Below are 19,812 nucleotides of genomic sequence, written 5' to 3'. Positions count from 1 at the left end.
CTCTTATCATTAAGGTTGGTAATAGATTGGTGAGCCCGGGCCCACCGGCATACCGAGTACGAATACCCAAAGGTAGAACAAACACACCCAACCAACGAAGAAGATCATGCTGTACGGCAGCATGGTCGCGACCAGCGTGCCTATGCCCATGTCCTTCTTGTATTTACAGGCCACTGCGAGTATCAGGCCAAAATAACTCATCATGGGGGTGATCAGGTTGGTTACCGAGTCACCAATACGATAGGCCGCCTGAATGGTCTCCGGCGCGTAACCAATCAGCATCAGCATGGGCACGAAAATAGGTGCGGTAACCGCCCATTGTGCCGACGAAGAGCCCAGGCTAAGGTTAACCAGCGCACACATCAGGATAAAGAACACGAACACCTCGGGGCCGGTCAGATTCAGCGCCTGTAACAGGGCTGCGCCGTTTACGGCCAGGATGGTACCCAGGTTGGTCCATTTAAAGAAGGCAACAAACTGGGCGGCGAAGAACACCAGCACAATATACATGCCCATGGAGCCCATGCTCTTACTCATGGCATCAATGACATCGCGGTCATTTTTCATGGTGCCAACAACGCGGCCATACACAAAACCAGGGATTGCGAAGGTAATAAAGATAATCACCACTATGCCCTTTAAGAAGGGTGAGCCCTTAATTTCGCCGGTGGCTTGGTGACGCAAAATGCCGTCATCCGGAATAACGGTAAAGGCCAAGAGTACACCCAGGGCCAGGAAGGTAAGACCGGCCCATTTAGACCGCTTTTTTCGCGTTGGCTGAGGTGCTCAATTTTGTTTTCGCCTAAATCGATACTGGCTTCACTTGGGTCGTATTTGCCCAGGCGCGGCTCAACAATCTCTCGGTCACCCAGGTACCCAGGATGGCGATAAGGAATACCGAGACAAACATAAAGTAGTAGTTAGCTTCGGCGCCGACCTGATATTCCGGGTCGATCATTTGCGCCGCCGGGGTAGTAATACCGGCCAACAAGGGGTCTATGGTACCCAGTAACAGGTTGGCGCTGTAACCGCCAGATACACCAGCGAAGGCGGCTGCCAGACCGGCCAGTGGATGGCGGCCTAGACTATGGAAAATCATCGCCGCCAGCGGAATAAGGACCACGTAGCCAAGCTCGGAGGCGGTATTAGAGAGAATGGCCGCAAACACCACCATAAAGGTCACCAGGCGTTTTGAGGCGCCCATGACCATGCCACGCATGGCCGCAGAAAGCATACCCGAGTGCTCTGCTACGCTAACGCCTAACAGCGCAACCAGCACGGTACCTAAAGGCGCAAAGCCGGTAAAGTTAGTAACCAGGCCTTCGAAAATGCGTCTTAGGCCCTCGGCACTCATCAGGCTCACAACCTCGATAACGCCATCGGGATCGCGGCCTTTGGCACCCTCGGGGCGCGGGTCGATGGCACTAAGCCCTGCCCAGTCGGCGATGCCGCTGATCACCACGATGGCAACACAGAAAAGTGCAAATAATGTAATGGGGTGAGGGAGCAGGTTGCCGAGAAACTCGACGGTCGCGAGAAAGCGATTAAACCAGCCCTTTTGTTGTTCTTGTTGTTCCGGTACGGCGGAGGATACTGCCTTGGTCATACCTTATTTATCCCTTGGAGTCACAAATGGGAGCAAAGATACCATTAATGGCCATTGGGATCATGGTGTTTCGGCAAATCCGCGCCTATAAGCGGTGAAATGCGGGGAAAATGAGCATGGCGAAGTTAGGGCTCTTTGCCAATACTCAACAGCTTTTTCATAAAATCCGATTTGTTCTTGTCGCTTTGATAGTCGAGGTGATAGGTGTTATGAAAGCCAAAACGCAAGAGCACACCGCTGCCTTGCAGATACAAGGTGTAACCATCGACATCGGAATAAGCGTATAGTCCCTGGTAAAACTTGCCTTGCTCGGTTTGTTCACCATATTGTTGAATATGCTCGTAAGCGCGTAGCAGGATTTTACTGTCTATTTCATTTTTCATAACGGATATCCAGCTTCTTTGTGGCCTAGGGTTAGTTATAATCTTTGGGCAAGTGACGTAAAAGTAAAGAGTTTAGTTGAAAAATAGGAGTCAGCGTGTGCAGGTACAGGTATTGGGCAGCAGCTCGGGAACACCAACAAGAAGCCGAAATGTTTCCGGTTATGCCGTATTTCGTGACGATCAAAAGCCCTGGTATCTCGTCGATTGTGGCGAGGCGACTCAGCACCAGATATTAAGAAGTAAGCTGTCGCTTTATCATCTTGAGGCGGTGTTTATTACCCATAAGCATGGCGATCACTGCTACGGTTTACCCGGGCTGATTGCCTCGGCGGGGCTATCGGGGCGCACCCACCCCATGAGGATAGTGGCGCCTGTAGAAGTGCTTGAATTTGTTCATGCCGCCATGGCAATGAGTGAGTGGAGTTTGCCCTTTAATCTGGAGTTATGTGCTCTTGAACGCCTGAATGAACAGGCCTTTAGTTGGGTTGAGGTACAAAGCTGCCCATTGCAGCACAGGGTGCCAAGTTACGGCTTTAAATTTACGGAAATTCAGATCCCGCGCAAGTTGGCTATTGACCGACTTCAAGCGCAACACATAGCCAGTGGACCCCATTATAACCTGCTGCAGCGAGGTGAGGACGTTAGCTACCAAGGCACACTTTTGTCTGCCGATGACTACACCTATTTAGCCTGGCAGCCCAGGGTGATCATTATCTGTGGTGATAACGAGGCGCCGTCTTTTTTAGACCCTGTGATTGCCGGCGTGCATCTGCTGGTTCATGAAGCCACCTTTTTGGCTGCGGACTTACGAAAGGTTGGTGCGCATACCGGCCACAGCGATGTACAGCGTATCAGCGCCTATGCACAAGAACACAAACTGCCAGCCTTACTGCTTACTCACTTTAGTGCGCGCTATGCTCCTGGAGAGGGCATGAAGCCACTGATCGCTGAGGCCAAGGCCGAGTATTCAGGTCGGCTTTTTTTGGCCACCGATGGCATGATAGTCGAGGTGGATAAAAACGCGCAAGCAGGAGTCGTGCGGGAGGGTTTTAACCCAGAATAAGACGCCGTCTCTTTGCTGGGTAATTTATTACCGAAATATAGGTTGTTTAAAGCGCCAATAGGAACCCTAAAGGAACTATTAAGCCGATCGAAAAGCCTTGCCTCATTAGGCAGTTAGCTGAATTTGACGGTTTTATGAGAGGAATGTTATTTTCTGCACAATAAACATACAATTAGTTTTAAAAAACCATTAAATACAACTTGTTAATATGTATTGATTTTACTTTTACTGCGGCTCTGCTGTACCTTTAATAGCATGCGTATTGGTGTGAGCCGTTTCTGCATTGTGTGCAAATACCAGCTAAATCCCCTGTTCAGTTGATGTTAATCGAGATTTTTATCTAAAAAACGTCTTTTTAACGCATTTTTATCCTGAACGGCTTGTTCAGTTACAAATTTGTTCGTTTCTTGTCCATTGATTTATAAAAAGTTTCAAAAATCGTCTAAAAAAAGATCAATTTCACCATTGAGAATCTTTAAATCACCTTGTTAGAATGCGCCTTCGTTTGGATCCCAATGGTCCATGAAGTAAGATTCGAAAGCACTCTCGAAACGGCAAACATTACGAAATTAATGTACGCAAAATCACAGGCCCTAACTGATTTAGGCGGTGGGCAGCTGGGTTACCGAAAGAGGCGCGTTGATAGAGCTCGGTCGCTGTGCTGAGAGCTTTCGAAGTGATGTATAAACTTTGAGAGGTTCTAGTAGTGACTATAACTAAAGGCGTCGTAGCGCCTAATAAACTTTCTTCTTCTGTTTTAAAAGCCTGTGGCCTAGGACTTTTGGCAACTACTTTGGGCTTTACCTCAAATAACCTTTATGCTGCAAACGCACAGGCCAGTACGGTGCAATTAGAGCAACAAACCCTGGAGCTTGCCGCTAGCATGGGTGAGCTTCGCCGTGCAAAGAAAGGCACCAAGGGTGCCGAGGCTGCTTTTGAACAACAGCTTCAAGAACTCGTTGCAGAGCGCCAGGCAAGTCAATACGCTTTGTTGAAACTTGATGCCAATGCTGCATTGCGCACCATAATGCCCAAAGCCAAGCGTAACGGCATGCCCGCTCATATCGAAGCTAAGTTAGCACAGCAAGCCGAGCTAGTCGGTGAGCTGGAGCTGGTGTATGAAGATTCAGAGCAACCGGGCCAAACCCGCCTAAGCTACTACCTAACTACCGCAAACAAAAAGGTACAGCTATTTGTACCGGACAATATCGATACCCATTTATTGCAATCGGGTGCCAAGGTGCGCGTTAAGGGCTGGCAATTTAACAATGGTGAGCAGGAAAACACGCAAACGTCACTAGTACTGGGCGAAGAACAGAATAACCTAGAGGTGCTTGCCGCCGGTGGCGACATTGAAAGCACCAGCGTTTCTACTCAGGCCGCACTGACCGGCACCACGGGTGAGCAAAAAGTACTGGTACTGATGCTGAACTTCCAGGACAACGCAAGTGCCCGCCCTTGGACGGCGCAGGAAGTCGAAGACATGGTGTTTGGCCGCGTTAACGACTATTACAAAGAAGCCTCCTATGGCCAAACCTGGCTCACGGGTGATGTGCGCGGTTATTACACCATGCCTATCGACACGACCTGTGATTATTTTGGCATGGATAAGTATGCCCAACAGGTGGCCGAAGACAATGGTATCGACCTAAGCCAGTATCAGCGTCTGGTCTATATGCTACCTAAAAACGATAGCTGTACGTGGCGTGGTCAAGGAACCGTTGGCGGTAATCCTTCGCGTGCTTGGTTAAACGGTGAGCTGAACTTGATGACCATAGGTCACGAGTTGGGCCATAACCTGGGTCTTAAACACGCTAAACGACTAAATTGTGGTAGTGGTTATCTCAGCGACGACTGTGTTGCCATTACCTATGGCGACACCCTGGATATTATGGGTAAATCCGAAGGGCACTTCAATGTGTTCAACAAAGAGCGACTGGGCTGGTTAACGGCAGGGCGCGGCGAAATCATTACCGCCGATGTGGATGGAAGTTATCAGTTGGAGCCTTATGAGCAAGCCTCACAAGGTCACGCCAAGGGCTTGAAGGTACGCCGTGGTACCGATGCCACCACGGGTGAGCCGCTTTACTACTACCTGGAATATCGTCAAGGCACGGGCTTCGACAGCTTTTTAGCAGGTAAGCCAGTAACTCAAGGGGTGTTAGTGCACCTTAACAGCTCAGCCGAAGACATTCGCAGCAGCCAACTGCTGGATATGACGCCACTTAGTTCTATCTATGACTTGGACGATGCCGCTCTGATCAGTGGTAAAAGCTATAATGATGCCGAGGCTGGTGTCACCATCACCACTGAGTGGGCCAATAGCTCGGGTGTGGGTGTTAATATCAGCTATTCAGCACAGCAAAGCTGTATTGCTGCGCAGCCAAGCATCGCGCTGGCGTCTAACGGCAGTGTTTGGGCTGCGCCGGGTGAAACCGTTTCTTATAGCGCGACCTTAACCAATAACGACAGCGCCGAGTGTGGCAACAGCAATTACAGCGTTTCTGCGCAAGTACCGTCGGGTTGGAATGCAACGCAGCAATCGGTGAGCTTGGCGCCGGGTCAAAGTACTACGGTCAATGTAAGCGTAACCTCAAGCAGCACCGCCACCGACGGTTTCTATGATGTCACTATCAACGGCGTAAATACCAGCGATAGCCGTTATCAAGCCAGTACCACTGCTTCTTATGTGGTTGAAGCGCCTGTGGCCGCCTGTGTATCGGCAAATCCGCAATGGACCTTGCTTAACAATAGCTCTGCCGAGGTGGCTGCGGGCACTGTGGTTACCTATAAGGGCACACTAACCAACAAGGATGATGCGAACTGTGCTGCGTCGACCTTTGATGTAAAGGCAAGCTTACCTGCAGGTTGGAAAGCGACAAGCCCGAGTGTGAATTTGTTGCCGGGTCAATCACAAACGGTGAGCGTCAGCGTTACTTCCGCTGCGGATGCCAATGCCGGTGTATATAACTTTAGCCTGGTTGCGCTAAAGCGTGATAACGGCGGCTATCAGAGCTCAGCAAGCGCGACTTATCAGGTGGCGGCACCGGTGGCCAGTTGTCAATTAGCGGCACCTAAACTGAATGTGGCTGACGCACTAGGCGCTGAAGTTGATGCGGGCACCGTGCAACGCTATAACGTAGAAATCACCAACCAGAATCAGGACTGTGCCGATGCGACCTATAACCTGAGCATTGCTACGCCAAGCGGTTGGAGTGCCAGTAACAGTTCGGTGACCCTGGCCAGTGGCGCCAGCACAACGGTCAGCGTGAGCGTGATGTCACCGACCAGCGCCAGCGCCGGTAGTTATAATCTGATCTTGACGGCTAAGGACGTAGCAAATACGGCTTACAGCAGCACCAGTACCTTGGTTTACCGTGTGGCACAGCAACAAAACAATGCACCGGTTGCCTATAGTGATTCTGCAACGCTGACCGCTAAAACGGCCATTTACATCAATGTGCTTGGCAACGACAAGGATATCGACGGCGATACGCTGATGGTTAAGAGCGTGACTCAAGGTGCAAAGGGCAGTGTGCAGGTGCTAAGTGATGGCCGTATTAAATATACGCCGGCGAAGAATTTTAAAGACGGTGATAGCTTTAGCTATACCATTAGTGATGGTCAATTACAGTCATCTGCGACGGTAAATGTTACTCTAGCCAGCGACGGTGGCAGCACAGGTGGTGGTAATAAAGGGAAGGGGAAACGTTAAACCTTCTCACTACTATTGCAAAAAAAACCGGGGCAGTTGCCCCGGCTTTTTTGTTTATATTCTCCAGATTGTTGTTTACCCGCTGACTATTCTTGGGTAATGACCTGAATCAACACGTCATTAGTAGAAGAGTCCCCTTCATCGTCTTCAACCGTAGCAACTACGCTGTTGAGGAAGTTGATGGGCAGGGTATTTTCCAGACCCGGAATGAACTCGATTGTAAAGGCGCAGGCGTAGGTGTCGCCTGGTGAGCCATTATAGGTGAGTTCTTGGTTCAGAGCACAGGCGGGGTACAATACGCTGTCGAACGTACCGCCGCTGTTAAGTAACCTAAACCCTGGTGTTGCCTGGTTGCCGAAGACATTGGCACCGCCCACGGTAAGTAGGGTCAAGTTGACGTTTTCGATACCGGCATTTTGCAGCTCGATTACCACTAGCATGCTGGCAGCAAACTTCATGTCGGTTGCAGGATCGCCAGGAATAAAGGTCACAGTGGCGTCATCCATCGCTTCGACTGGCTGACCATCTTCGTCGGTACCGTTGATGGTGGCCACGTTAACATGGATGTCGCCGGCGTTACCGGTTAGATCCAGTGGAATGGTACAGCTTGCGTTATGTCCTGGGGCTAACTCAAAGCCAGCAAGTGGCACAGCTGTAATGGGGCTGCCATCGAGCATGTCTACCCAACAGTCACCGGTGAGATCGCCGAACATGTTGTCGTTAAGGGTTTCGAAGAAGACATTATCAACACCGCTGGCATCGACACTAAATTCGAAGGTAAAGTCTACGGTACGAACCTGACTAGGATCGTCACCAGTTTCAAGCACTTCGATAGGATCGGCGGTTTTTTCCAGCGCGATTGACGACGGGATATCGTTGATTTGCACGGTTTCCGATTCGGAAGCCATAGCTTCGTCCAGTTCGTTATCCGTGGCTTTGGCGGTGGCCGTATTGGTGTGCGAGCCGGCGCCTGTGCCGCTGATAAATTCAGTGAAGCTACAGGTATAGGTTGCACCCTGGGCAATGTAGCCGCCGATAGCACAGCTACCTTGGCCATCTAAATTACCGAATTTGTCATCCATCAAGTAGGTTAGAAGTACGGGTGAATCCCATGCATCCGAAGTGTTGGTGACTTCGATGGTGTAGGTCACGTCAGCACCCGACTCGGGAACTTGTGTTGGGTTGGCAGTTTTCAGCACGCTGATAGTAGGTGGCAAGTTGGTAACGTTGACCTGTTCAACATTACTACAGTGGTCGCCATCGATGCCGCCGACCGCCGCACAGCTATTGCCGTTGGTCACAGCTGTACCGTTTTTGTCTTCCAAGGTCACCTTAATAAGGTCGTTGTAAAGCTCTGGACTTTGATCGTCGGGCAGATCCGTATCTACTATATGCACTGTGAACTGACAGCTATAGCTGCCACTGGGGGCGATATAGCCGGGCTTTCCATCTGCATCCGGACCTGGTTGTGAACAGTTGCTGGCGGTCAGGTAGATGCCATCTGCTCCCCCCGCAGCGCCGGTGGCGCCCCAGAGATCCAAGGTGGTTTCAAAACTGCCATCGGCGCCTGTGTCTACCTTATCTTCAAGGCCTGTGATATACAAAGCGGTTTCCGCATTGGGGTTGGTAAAGCTGAGATCAAAGGTATAGGTGCCACCCGGTTCTGGGCGTGTGTCGGTGCTCACCAGGTCTTTCACAATGGTTGGCGGATTGGGTTTGATAAATACATCTATGTCAAACGAATCACAGCGACACTTGGACGGCGTGCCCGGTGCTGCTGGGTCGGCTATTGAACAATCGGCGTCTTCTTTATTGTGCCAGGCGGCGCAATAGTTAAACTCGGCCTTACCCGAATTATCATCGTCGCGACAGAACATGGTGATGGTTTCACCGGCATATAGGTGCGTTGGGCTAAAGCCTGCGGCTTTACTGATATCGGCACAGGCGTCTAGACCCTCTTCAAGGTCAACCCCTGGAAGATCATTTTGACCAATCAAAATAGAGCAGGTGTTACTCGTATTAAAGTCCTGAGCGCTCCAAGGACCTTCGGGCAAATAGACCGAATAGTCATAGCGCCTATTGGCTGTGGTGGTAATGGTAACATCGGCTTTAAAGGTGAATAGCTCTCCGAGGTTACATTCAACCCCTTCGGAGCCATCAAGGTTTCTTACATTGTCGACCTTACTGACCCTGACGTCATTGGCGGTACAATTAAGGGCAAACCCCGCTTGCTCGGCCATACAGGCCTCATTATTTTGCTGCGGGAAGAAGGATGCGTGTGCGGGTGTGGTGCTAATGCCATATAGGCTGGCGGCGCTTATCAGAGCGACACCCAAGGCCCGGACAAGCTGCTTACAGTTAAATCGTTTCATAATCATGACCTCAGTCAATCGTTAATTTTGATTAAACCTCACGTAAGTCCATCACTTTTAACTGCGGAATAAGACATCATTTCGATAAAAGTGAGTACTTTCCTTTACTACAGATTTCGGCGTTTTTGCCGTGTCTAGCTACTGTCTATGGCGGCTCATATCTAAGTGGTGTCCATAGCGCAGAACCTTATCTAGAACGATTAAGAGCAAGCATTACGCCAACCTTTTATCTATATGTTTTTATTGGAATTTATTTGTTTTTGGATGTGTTTATTCGGTATGAGTGTTTCACTGGTGTAACACTATGCGCAAAACAATAGGGGATTAAGTCTTTAATTCTTTAATTAATTATAAAAATATCAATGGGTTATTTGTATTACGTGGCAGTCAGTTATTGGTGGTGAACAGTTACGAACACTTTTAGGTCAAGTGAGTCGGTTCTGCTTGGTGAAATTGTGTTCAATGCAAGGGTGTATATGGGGTGAAGTCAGAACTATCGAGAGATAAAGGCAAGACGACGATAAGAATGAGGGGTTACTCCGCTGTCATCGTAAAAAGGAGTGATAGCGCGTCGCTGACTTGGGCTCGCCCTGCCGCGCTATCAGAAAAGGTATGTTATTCTCCAGCCTCTTGAACCGGAGCGGCGGCCAATTCGTTTAATACGGCGGCAAAGGTTTCATAGCTTTGTGCACCGACCAGCAAGGTTGGGTTGAGCAGACGACCGTCCTCCACCTTACCGATTAAGAAGCTGGGGGTACCGCGGATGCCTAATGACGAGCCATAGGTAATGTCCTGCTCCACCTTGGCAAGTACTTTTTCATCTTCAAGACACTTGGCAAACTGATCCATGTCAAGCGACAGTTGCTCGGCGCTGCTTTGGTACAACTCATCGCCCAGTTGACGCATGTTGTTAAACAGCCGTTCGCGCATCGGCCAATAGGCACCCTGTTGTAAACTGCAGTTAGCTGCTACCGCAGCTCCCTTGGCCTGTTTGTGGAACGCCAGCGGGAAATCCCGGGCGATATATTTTACCTTACCCTTGTCGATAAAGTTGGTTTTAAGTTTGGTAAATGTGGTGTCTATATAACGTTTACAGTAGGGGCATTGGTAATCAGAAAACTCGACAATGGCTAAGCCTGCTGTAGCTTCGCCGAGGTTTGCTAATGCACCGTCGCCATCAAAGTTCTCTTGCGTTGTTAGGGTTTTGTGTTGAGGTCGCTGCGAGTCAAGAGCAATATTGTGAATGTCCTTGACCTGGCTACCTATAATCGCCAGCTGTTTTTTTAGCTCACTCACTTCTTGTTTTAGTGCGCTCAGCTCCTGCTCAACTTTACTCTGAATCGCTGTTTTGTGCCTCTGCTTCACAGGCATTGAGTAAGAATAAGGCGATTAATAAGACTATATACTTGGGTATAAATGTTAACATGGGGTGGTCCTCTAGATTGCAACTTAGGTTTAGTTACAGCTTTATCTTGCACTTCTTAATTAAGCGATAAAAAGTCGTTCGCGAAATATTTAGCTCTCTAGCCGCCGCCGATATGTTGTAGTTATTCCTTCTAATAGCCGCGAGTATTAATTCGGTATCAATTTCAGTTCGATGTTTTACTAAATCGATCACCTCAGAGTTTTGTTTTGAAGATTTCGGTAAGGCTATGCCCATGTCCGTCTCGGTGATAACGTCATTTTCGCTCATGATAATGGCGCGCTGTATACGATTTTTTAACTCGCGTACGTTACCCGGCCATGAGTACTGTTCCATTGCCTGTAAGGCCCGGTCGCTAAAACTGAATTGGTGGTTAGGAGGTGTCAGTTTTGCTAAGCAATCATTGGCGAGTAAGGGGATATCGCTTTTGTGATTTCTCAGGCTGGGAATTTCCAGCTGAATAATATTGATGCGATAGTATAAGTCTTCCCTAAAAAGCCCTTCTTCGACGGCATTTTCTAAATTTACATGGGTTGCGAAAATAATGCGGCAATCCACTTCGGTGGATTTATTGCCGCCTAAGCGCTCAATATAATTTTCTTCAAGAAAATGCAGTAAATTAATCTGCAATTCCAAGGATAGATCGCCTATTTCATCGAGAAACAAGGTGCCTTTATGGGCGCGCTCAATCCGGCCTATATATTGTTTATTCGCCCCAGTGAAGGCGCCTTTTTCATGACCAAATAGCTCCGAATGAATCAGTGTCGGTGGCAGTGCACCACAGTTGACCGTGATAAAGGGGCCGTTACGCCTGGGCGATAGCGAATGAATATATTGCGCGCATAATCCCTTACCGGTACCGGTTTCTCCGCCTATCAGTATGGTTTCATCGGTACCGGCGACCTTGTCCAGGGTCTCTTTTAGTTGCTGCATTTCCTTGGACTCACCAAAGCAAATGCTATTGGCTTTGCTAGTGGCAACTCCTTGTTTGGAGCGCAGTTTAAGCTGCGCCATGCCATAGATATGCCCCAGGGTATGATCCAGTCTCGCCCAGTCGACGGGGAGATGATGATAATCAAGAAAATAATCGGTGAAGCAATAGCTGATATTGTCCAACAGGCTATCGCCATCGCGAAACAGGGCCAGCCATAGCAGTGAGTCCTGGCGTGCTGACAGCTGCTTAACGGCTTTGAGCACCGCCTGCTGTTGACGCTGTCCAACTAAGGCAATGGCGACGTAACACTCGTGCTCCTCGAGAATCTTAAAGGCACAATCTAGGCTTTTGGCATCTATAAAATGCCAGTTGGGTAATTTCTTCCGTGAGTCATTTAAGCATGTTTCATCGGTAAAATTTAATACCAATACATCACGCTCCATGTGGGTCGTTGTTGTATTGCGCTTACTCACACTAAACCCTTAGCTATGAGACTATGCTATTGCGAGGTGATTAGCTTAAAGTCTAGAAGAGCTGGGGCTATTCGCAAGCTAATAGCAAGCAAGTATTGACGGGAGTTAGCGCTTTATGGTGCCCCTAAAAAAGGTATTTGAATTGGTACTTTATCCTTAGGCGGCATTTATGTTGAGTTGCAGAGGAGTCAAGGCGCAATCGATAATAAAAAAACCGACCAAAGAGCTGTAATAAGGTGTAACAAATATTGACGTAGATCATTAAAAAAGCCCCTGACGGGGCTTTTACTTAGCATGCTAACTTACAATATCAGCAATTAACGAGCGTTGGTGCTCTCAAAAATTTTGTCCGCAGAGGCGGCAACAAAGCCTGTGTAGATTTTACCGTCTGGCTGCAAGTAGCGTAGGGCAAACTCGTAGAAGCAGCTTGGTACCGCAAACTCACCGTCGCTAAACTGCACCTTCGCGTCATCGGCAAGCGTCGATGATTGCTCAAGTAGCACCTCGGGTGAACCTTTGATCTCGCCACCTGAGGTGTTTAGCGCAAAGCCAGCATCTTTCAGCTTTTGGTTTACCTGCTCGATGGTGTCGAACTGAGCTAGGTGGTTAATGCTTACCGTAAAGTGATTAGCACGGTAACCCCAGGCCGCCATCCAGGCCGCATACTCACTCTCGGCAAGCAGTGCCTTGTAAGTTTCATGGCTCACTTGCCAGTGTGTACCCGAGTACAAGAAGTTATCTGCGGTCACGGCGGCTTCATCGATTTGCTCAACCATCTCATGCACTACTTTTTGTAGCTCTTCAGAGCATTGTTCAACTAATAGCTCAGAGATAAACACCTTAGGCTGAGTTGGATCTTCATGTTCGAAGTGCTTAGCGTACAGCTTTTTCGCTTCGAAGTGATATTCACCGCATTCTTTATAACCCACGGCTTTAAAATGGGCGGCTAGTTTCTCCAGGCCCACTTTCGGCAGGTTGAAGGTTCGCAGGGCAATGTGGTCGTTGATCACATCGTCTTGCTGCGTAGAGCCCAATAGCTCATGAACTTTTACCGCAGAAGGAGTTACCTCAAGGTAGTTGTCCCACAGCTTTTCAAATAATGTATTTACATCGTTGTGCATGTTTTTTCCTTAACGCATGTGCGCGTGAATTATTCTCTATTAAAGCATTAAGCCCGGCGCTAATTTTTCTGGTAACGTGCTTTTCGGCGCTTCCACAGAAGCCACAGGGTAAGCACAGTAATCTGCTGCATAGTAGGCACTCGCACGGTGGTTACCACTGGCACCGATACCACCAAACGGAGCGGCACTTGAGGCCCCAGTGATTGGACGGTTCCAGTTAACAATACCGGCGCGAATGCGCTTTAAGAAATAATCATAATCGTCTTGTGAGTCGCCAAGCAAACCCGCAGACAGCCCGAATGAGGTGTTGTTGGCCTCGGCTATCGCACTGTCAAAATCGCTATAGCGATATACCTTTAACAGTGGGCCAAAGTGCTCTTCGTCGGCCATGGTGATGTTTGATACGTCGACGATACCCGGGCTGACAAAGCCGGTGTTTTCATCAAGGTGTTTCATCTCCAGGAGTGATGTTGCACCTTGGGCGATCAGTTGCTCATAAGCGGCGCGCATACCCGCAGCCGCTTTTTTGCTGATCATGGCACCCATAAAGGGTTGCTCTTCGGCAAAGCTGTCGCCAATTTGGATGTTCTTGGTCACTGCAATCAGGCGCTCGATAATGGCATCGCCTTGTGCGCCTTGCTCGATAAACAGACGGCGAGCACAGGTGCAACGCTGACCCGAGGTAATAAATGCGGACTGCACAATGTCGTGCACCGTGGCATCAATATTGCTCACCCCTTTCACGATAAGCGGGTTATTACCGCCCATCTCTAGGGCCAGGATCTTACCCGGGTGGCCACCAAATTGTTGATGCAGTAGATGACCCGTTTGCGAGCTGCCGGTGAAGAACAGACCGTCGATATCCTGGTGCGATGCCAATGCCTTACCAGTTTCGATTTCACCTTGTACCAGGTTAATAACTCCGTCTGGAAGGCCGGCCTTTAGCCAAAGTTCCAGGGTATGCTGTGCTACCTTAGGCGTCAGTTCAGACGGCTTAAACACCACGGTATTACCGGCTAGGATAGCGGGTACAATATGCCCGTTGGGGAGATGGCCCGGGAAGTTATAGGGGCCGAATACCGCCACCACACCATGAGGCTTATGGCGAATAAAGGCTTGGGCACCTGGCATGGGGTTTTCAACCGTGCCGGTACGCTCATGGTAAGCTTTTACAGAAATAGCAATCTTGCCGGTCATGGCGCCCACTTCGGTGCGCGTTTCCCACACAGGTTTACCTGTTTCTTCGGCAATCGTGACCGCCAGCGCTTCGGCATTTTCTTTTAGCTGCTCAACGAAACGTTCTAAAAGCGCGATACGCTCTTCTAGGTCGGTTTGAGCCCAGGCGAATTGAGCCTTACGCGCACTTTTTACCGCCGTGTCTACCTGTTCGGCACTGGCGCCTTGGCCATGCCAGATTTCCGTGTTTTTACTTGGGTTGATTGATGAAAACGCAGGGCCTTGGCCCGCAACCCATTCGTTATTGATTAATTGCACTTGCATAGCCATTCCTTAACGACTAGATAGCGCGAAAAAACGCACTGAATCACCCTGGGATACCCCAAGCGTCTGTGCGGTTTGCGCATTTAAATAAAGTTGATGCTTAATATCACAGTATTGTACGGCATCGCTAAATATAGCCCTGAAATCGCCAACCTTGTCATTACATATGGCCCAGGTGGTGCCCTGAGGACGCAAATCCTCTTTAATGAGTACCGGGCATACCTTGGATTGGCGTACCGTGTTGATATTACCCAGTTTGGCTTCCACCGTAGGGCCGGCATCAAACAGGTCAACGTAACCGCGGTGTTCAAAGCCTTCCCGTTGCAATAAACGAAGCGCAGGAGCGGTGTTTTCATGCACTTTCCCGATCACCGCTTGTGCCTCAGGGCTCAATAGGCTGACGTATATAGGGTATTTAGGCATCAGCTCACTGATAAAGGTTTTATCCCCTAAGCCCACCAGGTGATCCGCCTGTGGAAATTCGATGGAGAAAAAGTGTTGCTGTAGCCATTGCCAAAAAGGAGAGTGCCCTTGCTCGTCGCTCACCCCACGCATCTCAGCGATAATGGTGTCGCTAAAGCGATCACTGTGCTCGGCCATAAACAAAAAGCGAATACGGGATAAGAAGCGCCCGGTTAATCCACGGCGGTAATTTTCACGTAGGAACAGCGTACATATTTCCGAGCAGCCGGTGTAATCGTTACACATGGACAGAATGTCAACGCTGTTGTAAACGCCCAGGCTGGCGCTGTGATGCACCGAGGTCGAGACGCGATAATGATACAAGGGCACCGACATGCCCACCGCAGCTTCAATGCCTGTGGTGCCGACAATTTCGCCGTTGTCTGTGTCTTCTAACACAAACAGATAGCCTTCATCGCCCGGGCCATTGACCTGCTTATTGAAGCTGGCCTCGGCGCGAGCGATTTTGGCCTGCAACAGGTCATCATCGACGGGCAAGGAAGTGAAGCCGTGCCCTGACTCGGTGGCTATTTGTTTTAAAGCGGCGAAATCATCGCCGCGTATAGGTCGTAAAACTAGCATAAGATAATGTGTCGCTAGCGGCTGTTACTTAGCAGCAACAACCTGAGCAACTGCCTTTTCAAAGCGCGCCAGGCCTTCTTTAATATCCGCTTCTGGGATAACAAGAGAAGGAGTAAAACGCACTACATCCATGCCTGCAACTAGACTCATTAGGCCGTTGTCCATTGAGGCGTTAAGGAAATCACGGGCACGCCCCTTGTAATCTTCATTAAGTACGGCACCTAGCAATAGGCCCTGACCGCGTACTTCGCTAAATACCTTGTATTTGTCGTTGATGGCAGCCAGGCCGTCACGGAATAATTGTTCACGTACCTTCACGCCCTCAAGGACCTCTGGGGTGTTCACTGTGTCGAAGGCAGCTTCGGCAACGGCACAGGCCAGAGGGTTACCGCCGTAGGTAGAGCCGTGAGTACCCGGCTTGAGGTGCTCGGCGATCTCGGTGGTGGTCAGCATGGCACCGATAGGGAAGCCACCGCCCAGCGCTTTGGCCGTGCTCAGGATATCTGGCGTTACACCCAGACCTTGGTATGCGTACAGGTGACCCAGGCGGCCAACACCGGTTTGCACTTCATCAAAGATAAGCAGGGCATTGTGCTTATCACATAACTCGCGCACGCCTTTTACGAAATCGGCGTCAGGGGCGATAATACCGCCTTCACCTTGGAGTGGCTCCATCATCACCGCGCAGGTGTTGTCGTCGATAAGCGATTTGAACGTTTCCAGGTCATTGTAATCGCAGTGTACGATATCGCCCGGCTTAGGACCGAACCCATCGGAATAAGCGGCTTGACCACCCACGGTCACGGTGAAGAAGGTACGACCGTGGAAGCCCTTGTTAAAGGCAATGATCTTAGATTTTTGTGCACCAAATTTATCCAGCGCCCAACGACGTGCCAGCTTAAGCGCTGCTTCGTTGGCTTCGGCACCCGAGTTGGCGTAGTACACCTTATCGGCAAAGGTGGCATCGGTTAGCTTTTTCGCCAGACGCAGCGCCGGCTCGTTGGTCATCACATTAGCCAGGTGCCAGATTTTCTCGCCTTGCTCTTTCAAAGCGCCAACGAGCGCCGGGTGACAATGGCCTAAACAGTTAACGGCGATACCACCGGCAAAGTCGATAAACTCGTTACCTTGCTGATCCCAGACGCGAGAGCCTTCGCCCTTAACCGGGATAACCTCAGACGGGTTGTAGTTAGGTACCATTACTTCATTAAATAGTTCGCGGTTTACTTGCATGACACACCTTCAAAATGAGAGAGCGGCTCGACCTTGGTGGCCGCTAATTAGAGTCGATTGGTATACCCTTATATTGACCGCTTAAGCATTAAATTTGCAGTGTCATATTGATAAATTTGCGTATAATCTCTATCAAAATGACGAAAACGGCAACCATAATGATAAATTCACAAGACGAAAAGCTCTTGGCTATGCTTAGAACCAATGCCCGAGCCAGTATTTCGGATCTTGCCCGCGCGTTAGATTTGTCGCGCTCAACGGTGCAAAGCCGGATGCAGAAACTAGAAGAAAGTGGGGTGATCAAAGGATACAGCGTCGAATATGGCGATGCGTATTTATCCGCCATGGTATCGGCCCATGTGTCTATTAAGGTGAAGCAAAAACTCACCACCAAAACCAATATCGAACTTAAGCATATTGATGCCATTACCGAGCTGTATGCCATCAGTGGGGAATACGATCTAATCGCCGTGGTACAGGCACAAAGTCTGGAAAAGCTTAGCCACCTTCTCGATGATATAGGTAATCTCGATGGCGTAGAGCGCACCACCTCGTCGGTGATTTTGGAGACCAAGTTTAAGCGTTAAATGCATCTTGAACGCGTAACTATCACACGATCGGTGGGAAATGCCGCGGGTTATCACTTCAACAACCTCTATGGTTTTGGTCGTGTCGATGCCGGTGCGGCGGTTAAAATGGCTTTTAACTATGATGTTGATTCAGGTGAACGTGAGCAAACACCTTGGCTTGGTGTCGGTGTACAGGCCGAACAGGGCTCCTTGAATCTAACCATTGCGGATGACAATGCGGGGGAGCGACCCATAGCATCGAAGTTACCGAAGACATGACCACCTAAGCCATGCAATTTAGCTTTACCATGGCGAATGCGCAAATGGGTTCGGATTACTTTCACCCGGATATCCCTGGCTTTATCCGGCGTTGAAATCCGATTACCGGTTCGCCCTAGGCTATAGGCCCATTTGCCTTCGGTACACTTCCCTTCTAGAGCTTTTTATGACTGATAACAAGCTCGCCATCCATATGCAGATCCCGTTGCGGGAAGGCGATCACCACCTCATGGGCGGCAAATTTGGCACAAATGGCAAAGCGGATATCGCTCTTCACCTTGCGCACGCTGGCCTCGGCCTCGGCGTTAACCCAAAATACCGCGTCGAATACCAGGGAGTTGTCGCCAAAGTCTGCAAAAATAACCGTGGGCACCGGGGTTTTGAGTACCGCCTGGTTTTCGCTTAACACCTCATTGATCAATTTGGCGACCAAGTTAACGTCGCTGCCATAGGCGACACCGACTCGCACATTGGTTCTGGCCATGGTATCGATCAGCGTCCAGTTTGTGACTGTATTTTCAAGCAGTTGACTGTTGGGCACCAGCATATGCACGCCGTCGCTGCGACGAATACGGGTCGAGCGGGTATTGATGGTTTCCACCACCCCCTTAGCATCACCGACCTCTAAAAAGTCGCCAATGCGTATGGGGCGCTCCCAGATCAGTATCCAGCCGCTGATAAAGTTATTAATAATATTCTGGGCGCCAAAGCCTACCCCTATGGCCACCGCACCCGAGACGAAGGCAAAGGCGGTAAGGGGGATGTTAAGCACTTCCAAGGTGGTGAATACGATAATGACAACGCAGAGCACCAGGTAGATGCGCTTAAACAGCAGCGCCGCATCCGGACCTATTCGTTTACTGATGATTTTATTGTGGATCAGTTTGCCGACATAGCGTACCAAAACCCACACCACCAGTATGATCAGCGGAATTTGGATCAGCTTGGCAACGGTGAATTCCGAGCCGCCGTAACTGAACACCACGGTCTGTAGCGCTTGTGTGAGTTTCTCTAAAAAAGGGCTATTTAACAAAGTCGTATCCTTTCAATCTTGATTCTAATTAGCATGATCACTAAGCCGGTAACAGTCAAGGTGGTTAATTATTACTTGTCCATGGGCTCAAGTTGTTGCTCATCCAGCTTAAAGACGTAAATATTGCGGCCTATGCCTTGGAATTCTTCGTCGGCGATGACTACGGTGTTGTTGTCATAAAAGGTCACCGCTTCTTTTTGCGTAACTATACCCAGGTTTACTTTCTGTACCTCGCCGGAGAAAAAATTATCTCCCTGCCAATTCTTAAACAGCCAGAGATCGGTAGAGTCGAGCAGGGCCAGGGTGGTGCGGTCCGGGCTCATGGCCGCCGAGGTGACCCAGCAAAGCTTTTCCGCTGTGGTACAGGTTTTAAAGGAGCCGATAAACTCAGCCTCGTAGTTATCGGCATGGTTGCCGATGCGGTAGAGATTGGTTTTGCCATCAAAAGGGCGAGTACGGTTTTTAGTAAATAAATACAGCTTATGTTTGTATTCGACAAAGGCTTCTAAATCGAAGTTTTGGCGCTCCGGCGTCATTGGCTCTTCCCACAATTCCTTGTAGGTAAATTTAATGATCTCGGCAAAGGCCTTGCCGGATTTTATATCTATGGGGTTTTCTATTTTATAAATGGTCAGCCAGCGGCGATCGTGTTTGTTGTTACCAAAATCCCCTAAAAAGAAATGGCCAAACTCGTTTTGGGTCATGTCTTCCCAGTCGATATTTTTAGCATTAGTGACTTCGATGCGCTGCTTTACCTGGCCCTGGTCATCGACCTGATATAAATAGGGGCCGTTGCCACCGTCATTAATGGCCCATAAGCGCCCATGTTTATCGAATTCGATGCCGGAGACTTCTCTTAACTGTGGATCCAGGGTGACAAATTTGTGCTGATAAAGGTGGTAAATGAGGTAAGAGGCGATGGCCCCCAGCACCACAACGGAAACTGCGCTGATAAAAACGAACGACTTTTTAAGCATAACAACACCAGAAGAATCAACGCCCTATAGTATAACAACAGGGGAATGGATATGCTTGTGCAGAAATGTAAAAAACGCGGCCAGATG

The 19,812-nt window shown here is 49.4% G+C and carries 14 protein-coding genes, 1 pseudogene and 1 riboswitch; of the genes and pseudogenes, 4 read left to right on the top strand and 11 right to left on the bottom strand.

Features of this window, described 5'->3' with window-relative positions; genetic code table 11:
- Nucleotides 1-9 precede the first annotated feature (9 nt).
- Both C2M29_RS06740 and C2M29_RS06735 read right to left on the bottom strand, forming a co-directional pair.
- Nucleotides 10-1,606, bottom strand: a pseudogene (locus tag C2M29_RS06740) (AbgT family transporter).
- 125 nt (nt 1,607-1,731) lie between these two features.
- A complete protein-coding gene (locus C2M29_RS06735; RefSeq protein ID WP_105189024.1) occupies nt 1,732-1,989 on the bottom strand; it encodes a DUF3081 family protein in 258 nt (85 codons plus the stop codon).
- Nucleotides 1,990-2,086: 97 nt separating this feature from the next.
- On the opposite strand from C2M29_RS06735, the gene C2M29_RS06730 reads away from it, so the two are divergent.
- Both C2M29_RS06730 and C2M29_RS06725 read left to right on the top strand, forming a co-directional pair.
- Nucleotides 2,087-3,052, top strand: a complete 966-nt coding sequence (locus C2M29_RS06730; RefSeq protein WP_105189023.1) for a ribonuclease Z — start codon at nt 2,087-2,089, stop codon at nt 3,050-3,052.
- Nucleotides 3,053-3,595: 543 nt separating this feature from the next.
- A riboswitch (cyclic di-GMP riboswitch) is annotated at nt 3,596-3,682 on the top strand.
- Between the two features lie 76 nt (nt 3,683-3,758).
- A complete protein-coding gene (locus C2M29_RS06725) occupies nt 3,759-6,767 on the top strand; it encodes an NEW3 domain-containing protein (RefSeq protein WP_158684657.1) in 3,009 nt (1,002 codons plus the stop codon).
- 86 nt (nt 6,768-6,853) lie between these two features.
- On the opposite strand, the gene C2M29_RS06720 is transcribed toward C2M29_RS06725, so the two are convergent.
- The 7 genes from C2M29_RS06720 to C2M29_RS06690 all read right to left on the bottom strand — a co-directional run bounded on the left by C2M29_RS06720 (nt 6,854) and on the right by C2M29_RS06690 (nt 16,867).
- On the bottom strand, nt 6,854-9,139 hold the full coding sequence (locus C2M29_RS06720) for a DUF7507 domain-containing protein (protein WP_105189021.1): 2,286 nt from the start codon (nt 9,137-9,139) through the stop codon (nt 6,854-6,856).
- Nucleotides 9,140-9,754: 615 nt separating this feature from the next.
- Nucleotides 9,755-10,504: a DsbA family protein gene (locus tag C2M29_RS06715; protein ID WP_233998371.1), complete on the bottom strand. Its 750-nt coding sequence runs from the start codon at nt 10,502-10,504 to the stop codon at nt 9,755-9,757.
- Between the two features lie 94 nt (nt 10,505-10,598).
- Nucleotides 10,599-11,969 carry a sigma-54 dependent transcriptional regulator gene (locus C2M29_RS06710; protein WP_233998370.1) on the bottom strand — a complete coding sequence of 457 codons (1,371 nt, stop codon included), beginning with the start codon at nt 11,967-11,969 and terminating at the stop codon, nt 10,599-10,601.
- A gap of 317 nt (nt 11,970-12,286) precedes the next feature.
- Nucleotides 12,287-13,090 (bottom strand): DUF1338 domain-containing protein, encoded by an 804-nt coding sequence (locus tag C2M29_RS06705; protein WP_105189018.1) that lies wholly within the window; start codon nt 13,088-13,090, stop codon nt 12,287-12,289.
- A gap of 39 nt (nt 13,091-13,129) precedes the next feature.
- Nucleotides 13,130-14,590: a succinylglutamate-semialdehyde dehydrogenase gene (gene astD / locus C2M29_RS06700; protein ID WP_105189017.1), complete on the bottom strand. Its 1,461-nt coding sequence runs from the start codon at nt 14,588-14,590 to the stop codon at nt 13,130-13,132.
- Between the two features lie 9 nt (nt 14,591-14,599).
- Nucleotides 14,600-15,634, bottom strand: coding sequence for an arginine N-succinyltransferase (astA, locus tag C2M29_RS06695; RefSeq protein WP_105189016.1), 1,035 nt, complete (start codon nt 15,632-15,634; stop codon nt 14,600-14,602).
- A 24-nt stretch (nt 15,635-15,658) separates the two neighbouring features.
- Entirely contained in the window at nt 15,659-16,867 is a 1,209-nt protein-coding gene (locus tag C2M29_RS06690) for an aspartate aminotransferase family protein (protein ID WP_105189015.1), read from the bottom strand.
- 158 nt (nt 16,868-17,025) lie between these two features.
- Between C2M29_RS06690 and C2M29_RS06685 the strand changes: the two genes are divergently transcribed.
- Together C2M29_RS06685 and C2M29_RS06680 are read left to right on the top strand one after the other, a co-directional pair.
- Nucleotides 17,026-17,454 carry an Lrp/AsnC family transcriptional regulator gene (locus C2M29_RS06685; RefSeq protein ID WP_105189014.1) on the top strand — a complete coding sequence of 143 codons (429 nt, stop codon included), beginning with the start codon at nt 17,026-17,028 and terminating at the stop codon, nt 17,452-17,454.
- Nucleotides 17,455-17,715 carry a hypothetical protein gene (locus C2M29_RS06680; RefSeq protein ID WP_105189013.1) on the top strand — a complete coding sequence of 87 codons (261 nt, stop codon included), beginning with the start codon at nt 17,455-17,457 and terminating at the stop codon, nt 17,713-17,715. It begins immediately after the preceding gene.
- Between the two features lie 154 nt (nt 17,716-17,869).
- Here the strand turns inward: C2M29_RS06680 and C2M29_RS06675 are convergent, their stop codons facing one another.
- Nucleotides 17,870-18,748: a mechanosensitive ion channel family protein gene (locus tag C2M29_RS06675; RefSeq protein ID WP_105189012.1), complete on the bottom strand. Its 879-nt coding sequence runs from the start codon at nt 18,746-18,748 to the stop codon at nt 17,870-17,872.
- Nucleotides 18,749-18,819: 71 nt separating this feature from the next.
- The gene (locus C2M29_RS06670) at nt 18,820-19,725 is read right to left on the bottom strand and encodes a hypothetical protein (RefSeq protein ID WP_105189011.1); all 906 of its coding nucleotides are present in this window, start codon (nt 19,723-19,725) and stop codon (nt 18,820-18,822) included.
- Nucleotides 19,726-19,812 lie beyond the last annotated feature (87 nt).

It is taken from the genome of Pseudoalteromonas sp. T1lg48 (genome assembly GCF_002964785.1).
Taxonomy (GTDB): Bacteria; Pseudomonadota; Gammaproteobacteria; order Enterobacterales; family Alteromonadaceae; genus Pseudoalteromonas.
This window is presented reverse-complemented; position numbering and strand designations above follow the sequence as displayed.

What these genes read in the sequence shown, in the direction of transcription:
- C2M29_RS06735 (WP_105189024.1), bottom strand. Translation starts at nt 1,989, where the DNA reads ATGAAAAATGAAATAGACAGTAAAATCCTGCTACGCGCTTACGAGCAT.
- C2M29_RS06720 (WP_105189021.1), bottom strand. Translation starts at nt 9,139, where the DNA reads ATGAAACGATTTAACTGTAAGCAGCTTGTCCGGGCCTTGGGTGTCGCT.
- C2M29_RS06705 (WP_105189018.1), bottom strand. Translation starts at nt 13,090, where the DNA reads ATGCACAACGATGTAAATACATTATTTGAAAAGCTGTGGGACAACTAC.
- astD (WP_105189017.1), bottom strand. Translation starts at nt 14,590, where the DNA reads ATGCAAGTGCAATTAATCAATAACGAATGGGTTGCGGGCCAAGGCCCT.
- astA (WP_105189016.1), bottom strand. Translation starts at nt 15,634, where the DNA reads ATGCTAGTTTTACGACCTATACGCGGCGATGATTTCGCCGCTTTAAAA.
- C2M29_RS06690 (WP_105189015.1), bottom strand. Translation starts at nt 16,867, where the DNA reads ATGCAAGTAAACCGCGAACTATTTAATGAAGTAATGGTACCTAACTAC.
- C2M29_RS06685 (WP_105189014.1), top strand. Translation starts at nt 17,026, where the DNA reads ATGATAAATTCACAAGACGAAAAGCTCTTGGCTATGCTTAGAACCAAT.
- C2M29_RS06680 (WP_105189013.1), top strand. Translation starts at nt 17,455, where the DNA reads ATGCATCTTGAACGCGTAACTATCACACGATCGGTGGGAAATGCCGCG.
- C2M29_RS06670 (WP_105189011.1), bottom strand. Translation starts at nt 19,725, where the DNA reads ATGCTTAAAAAGTCGTTCGTTTTTATCAGCGCAGTTTCCGTTGTGGTG.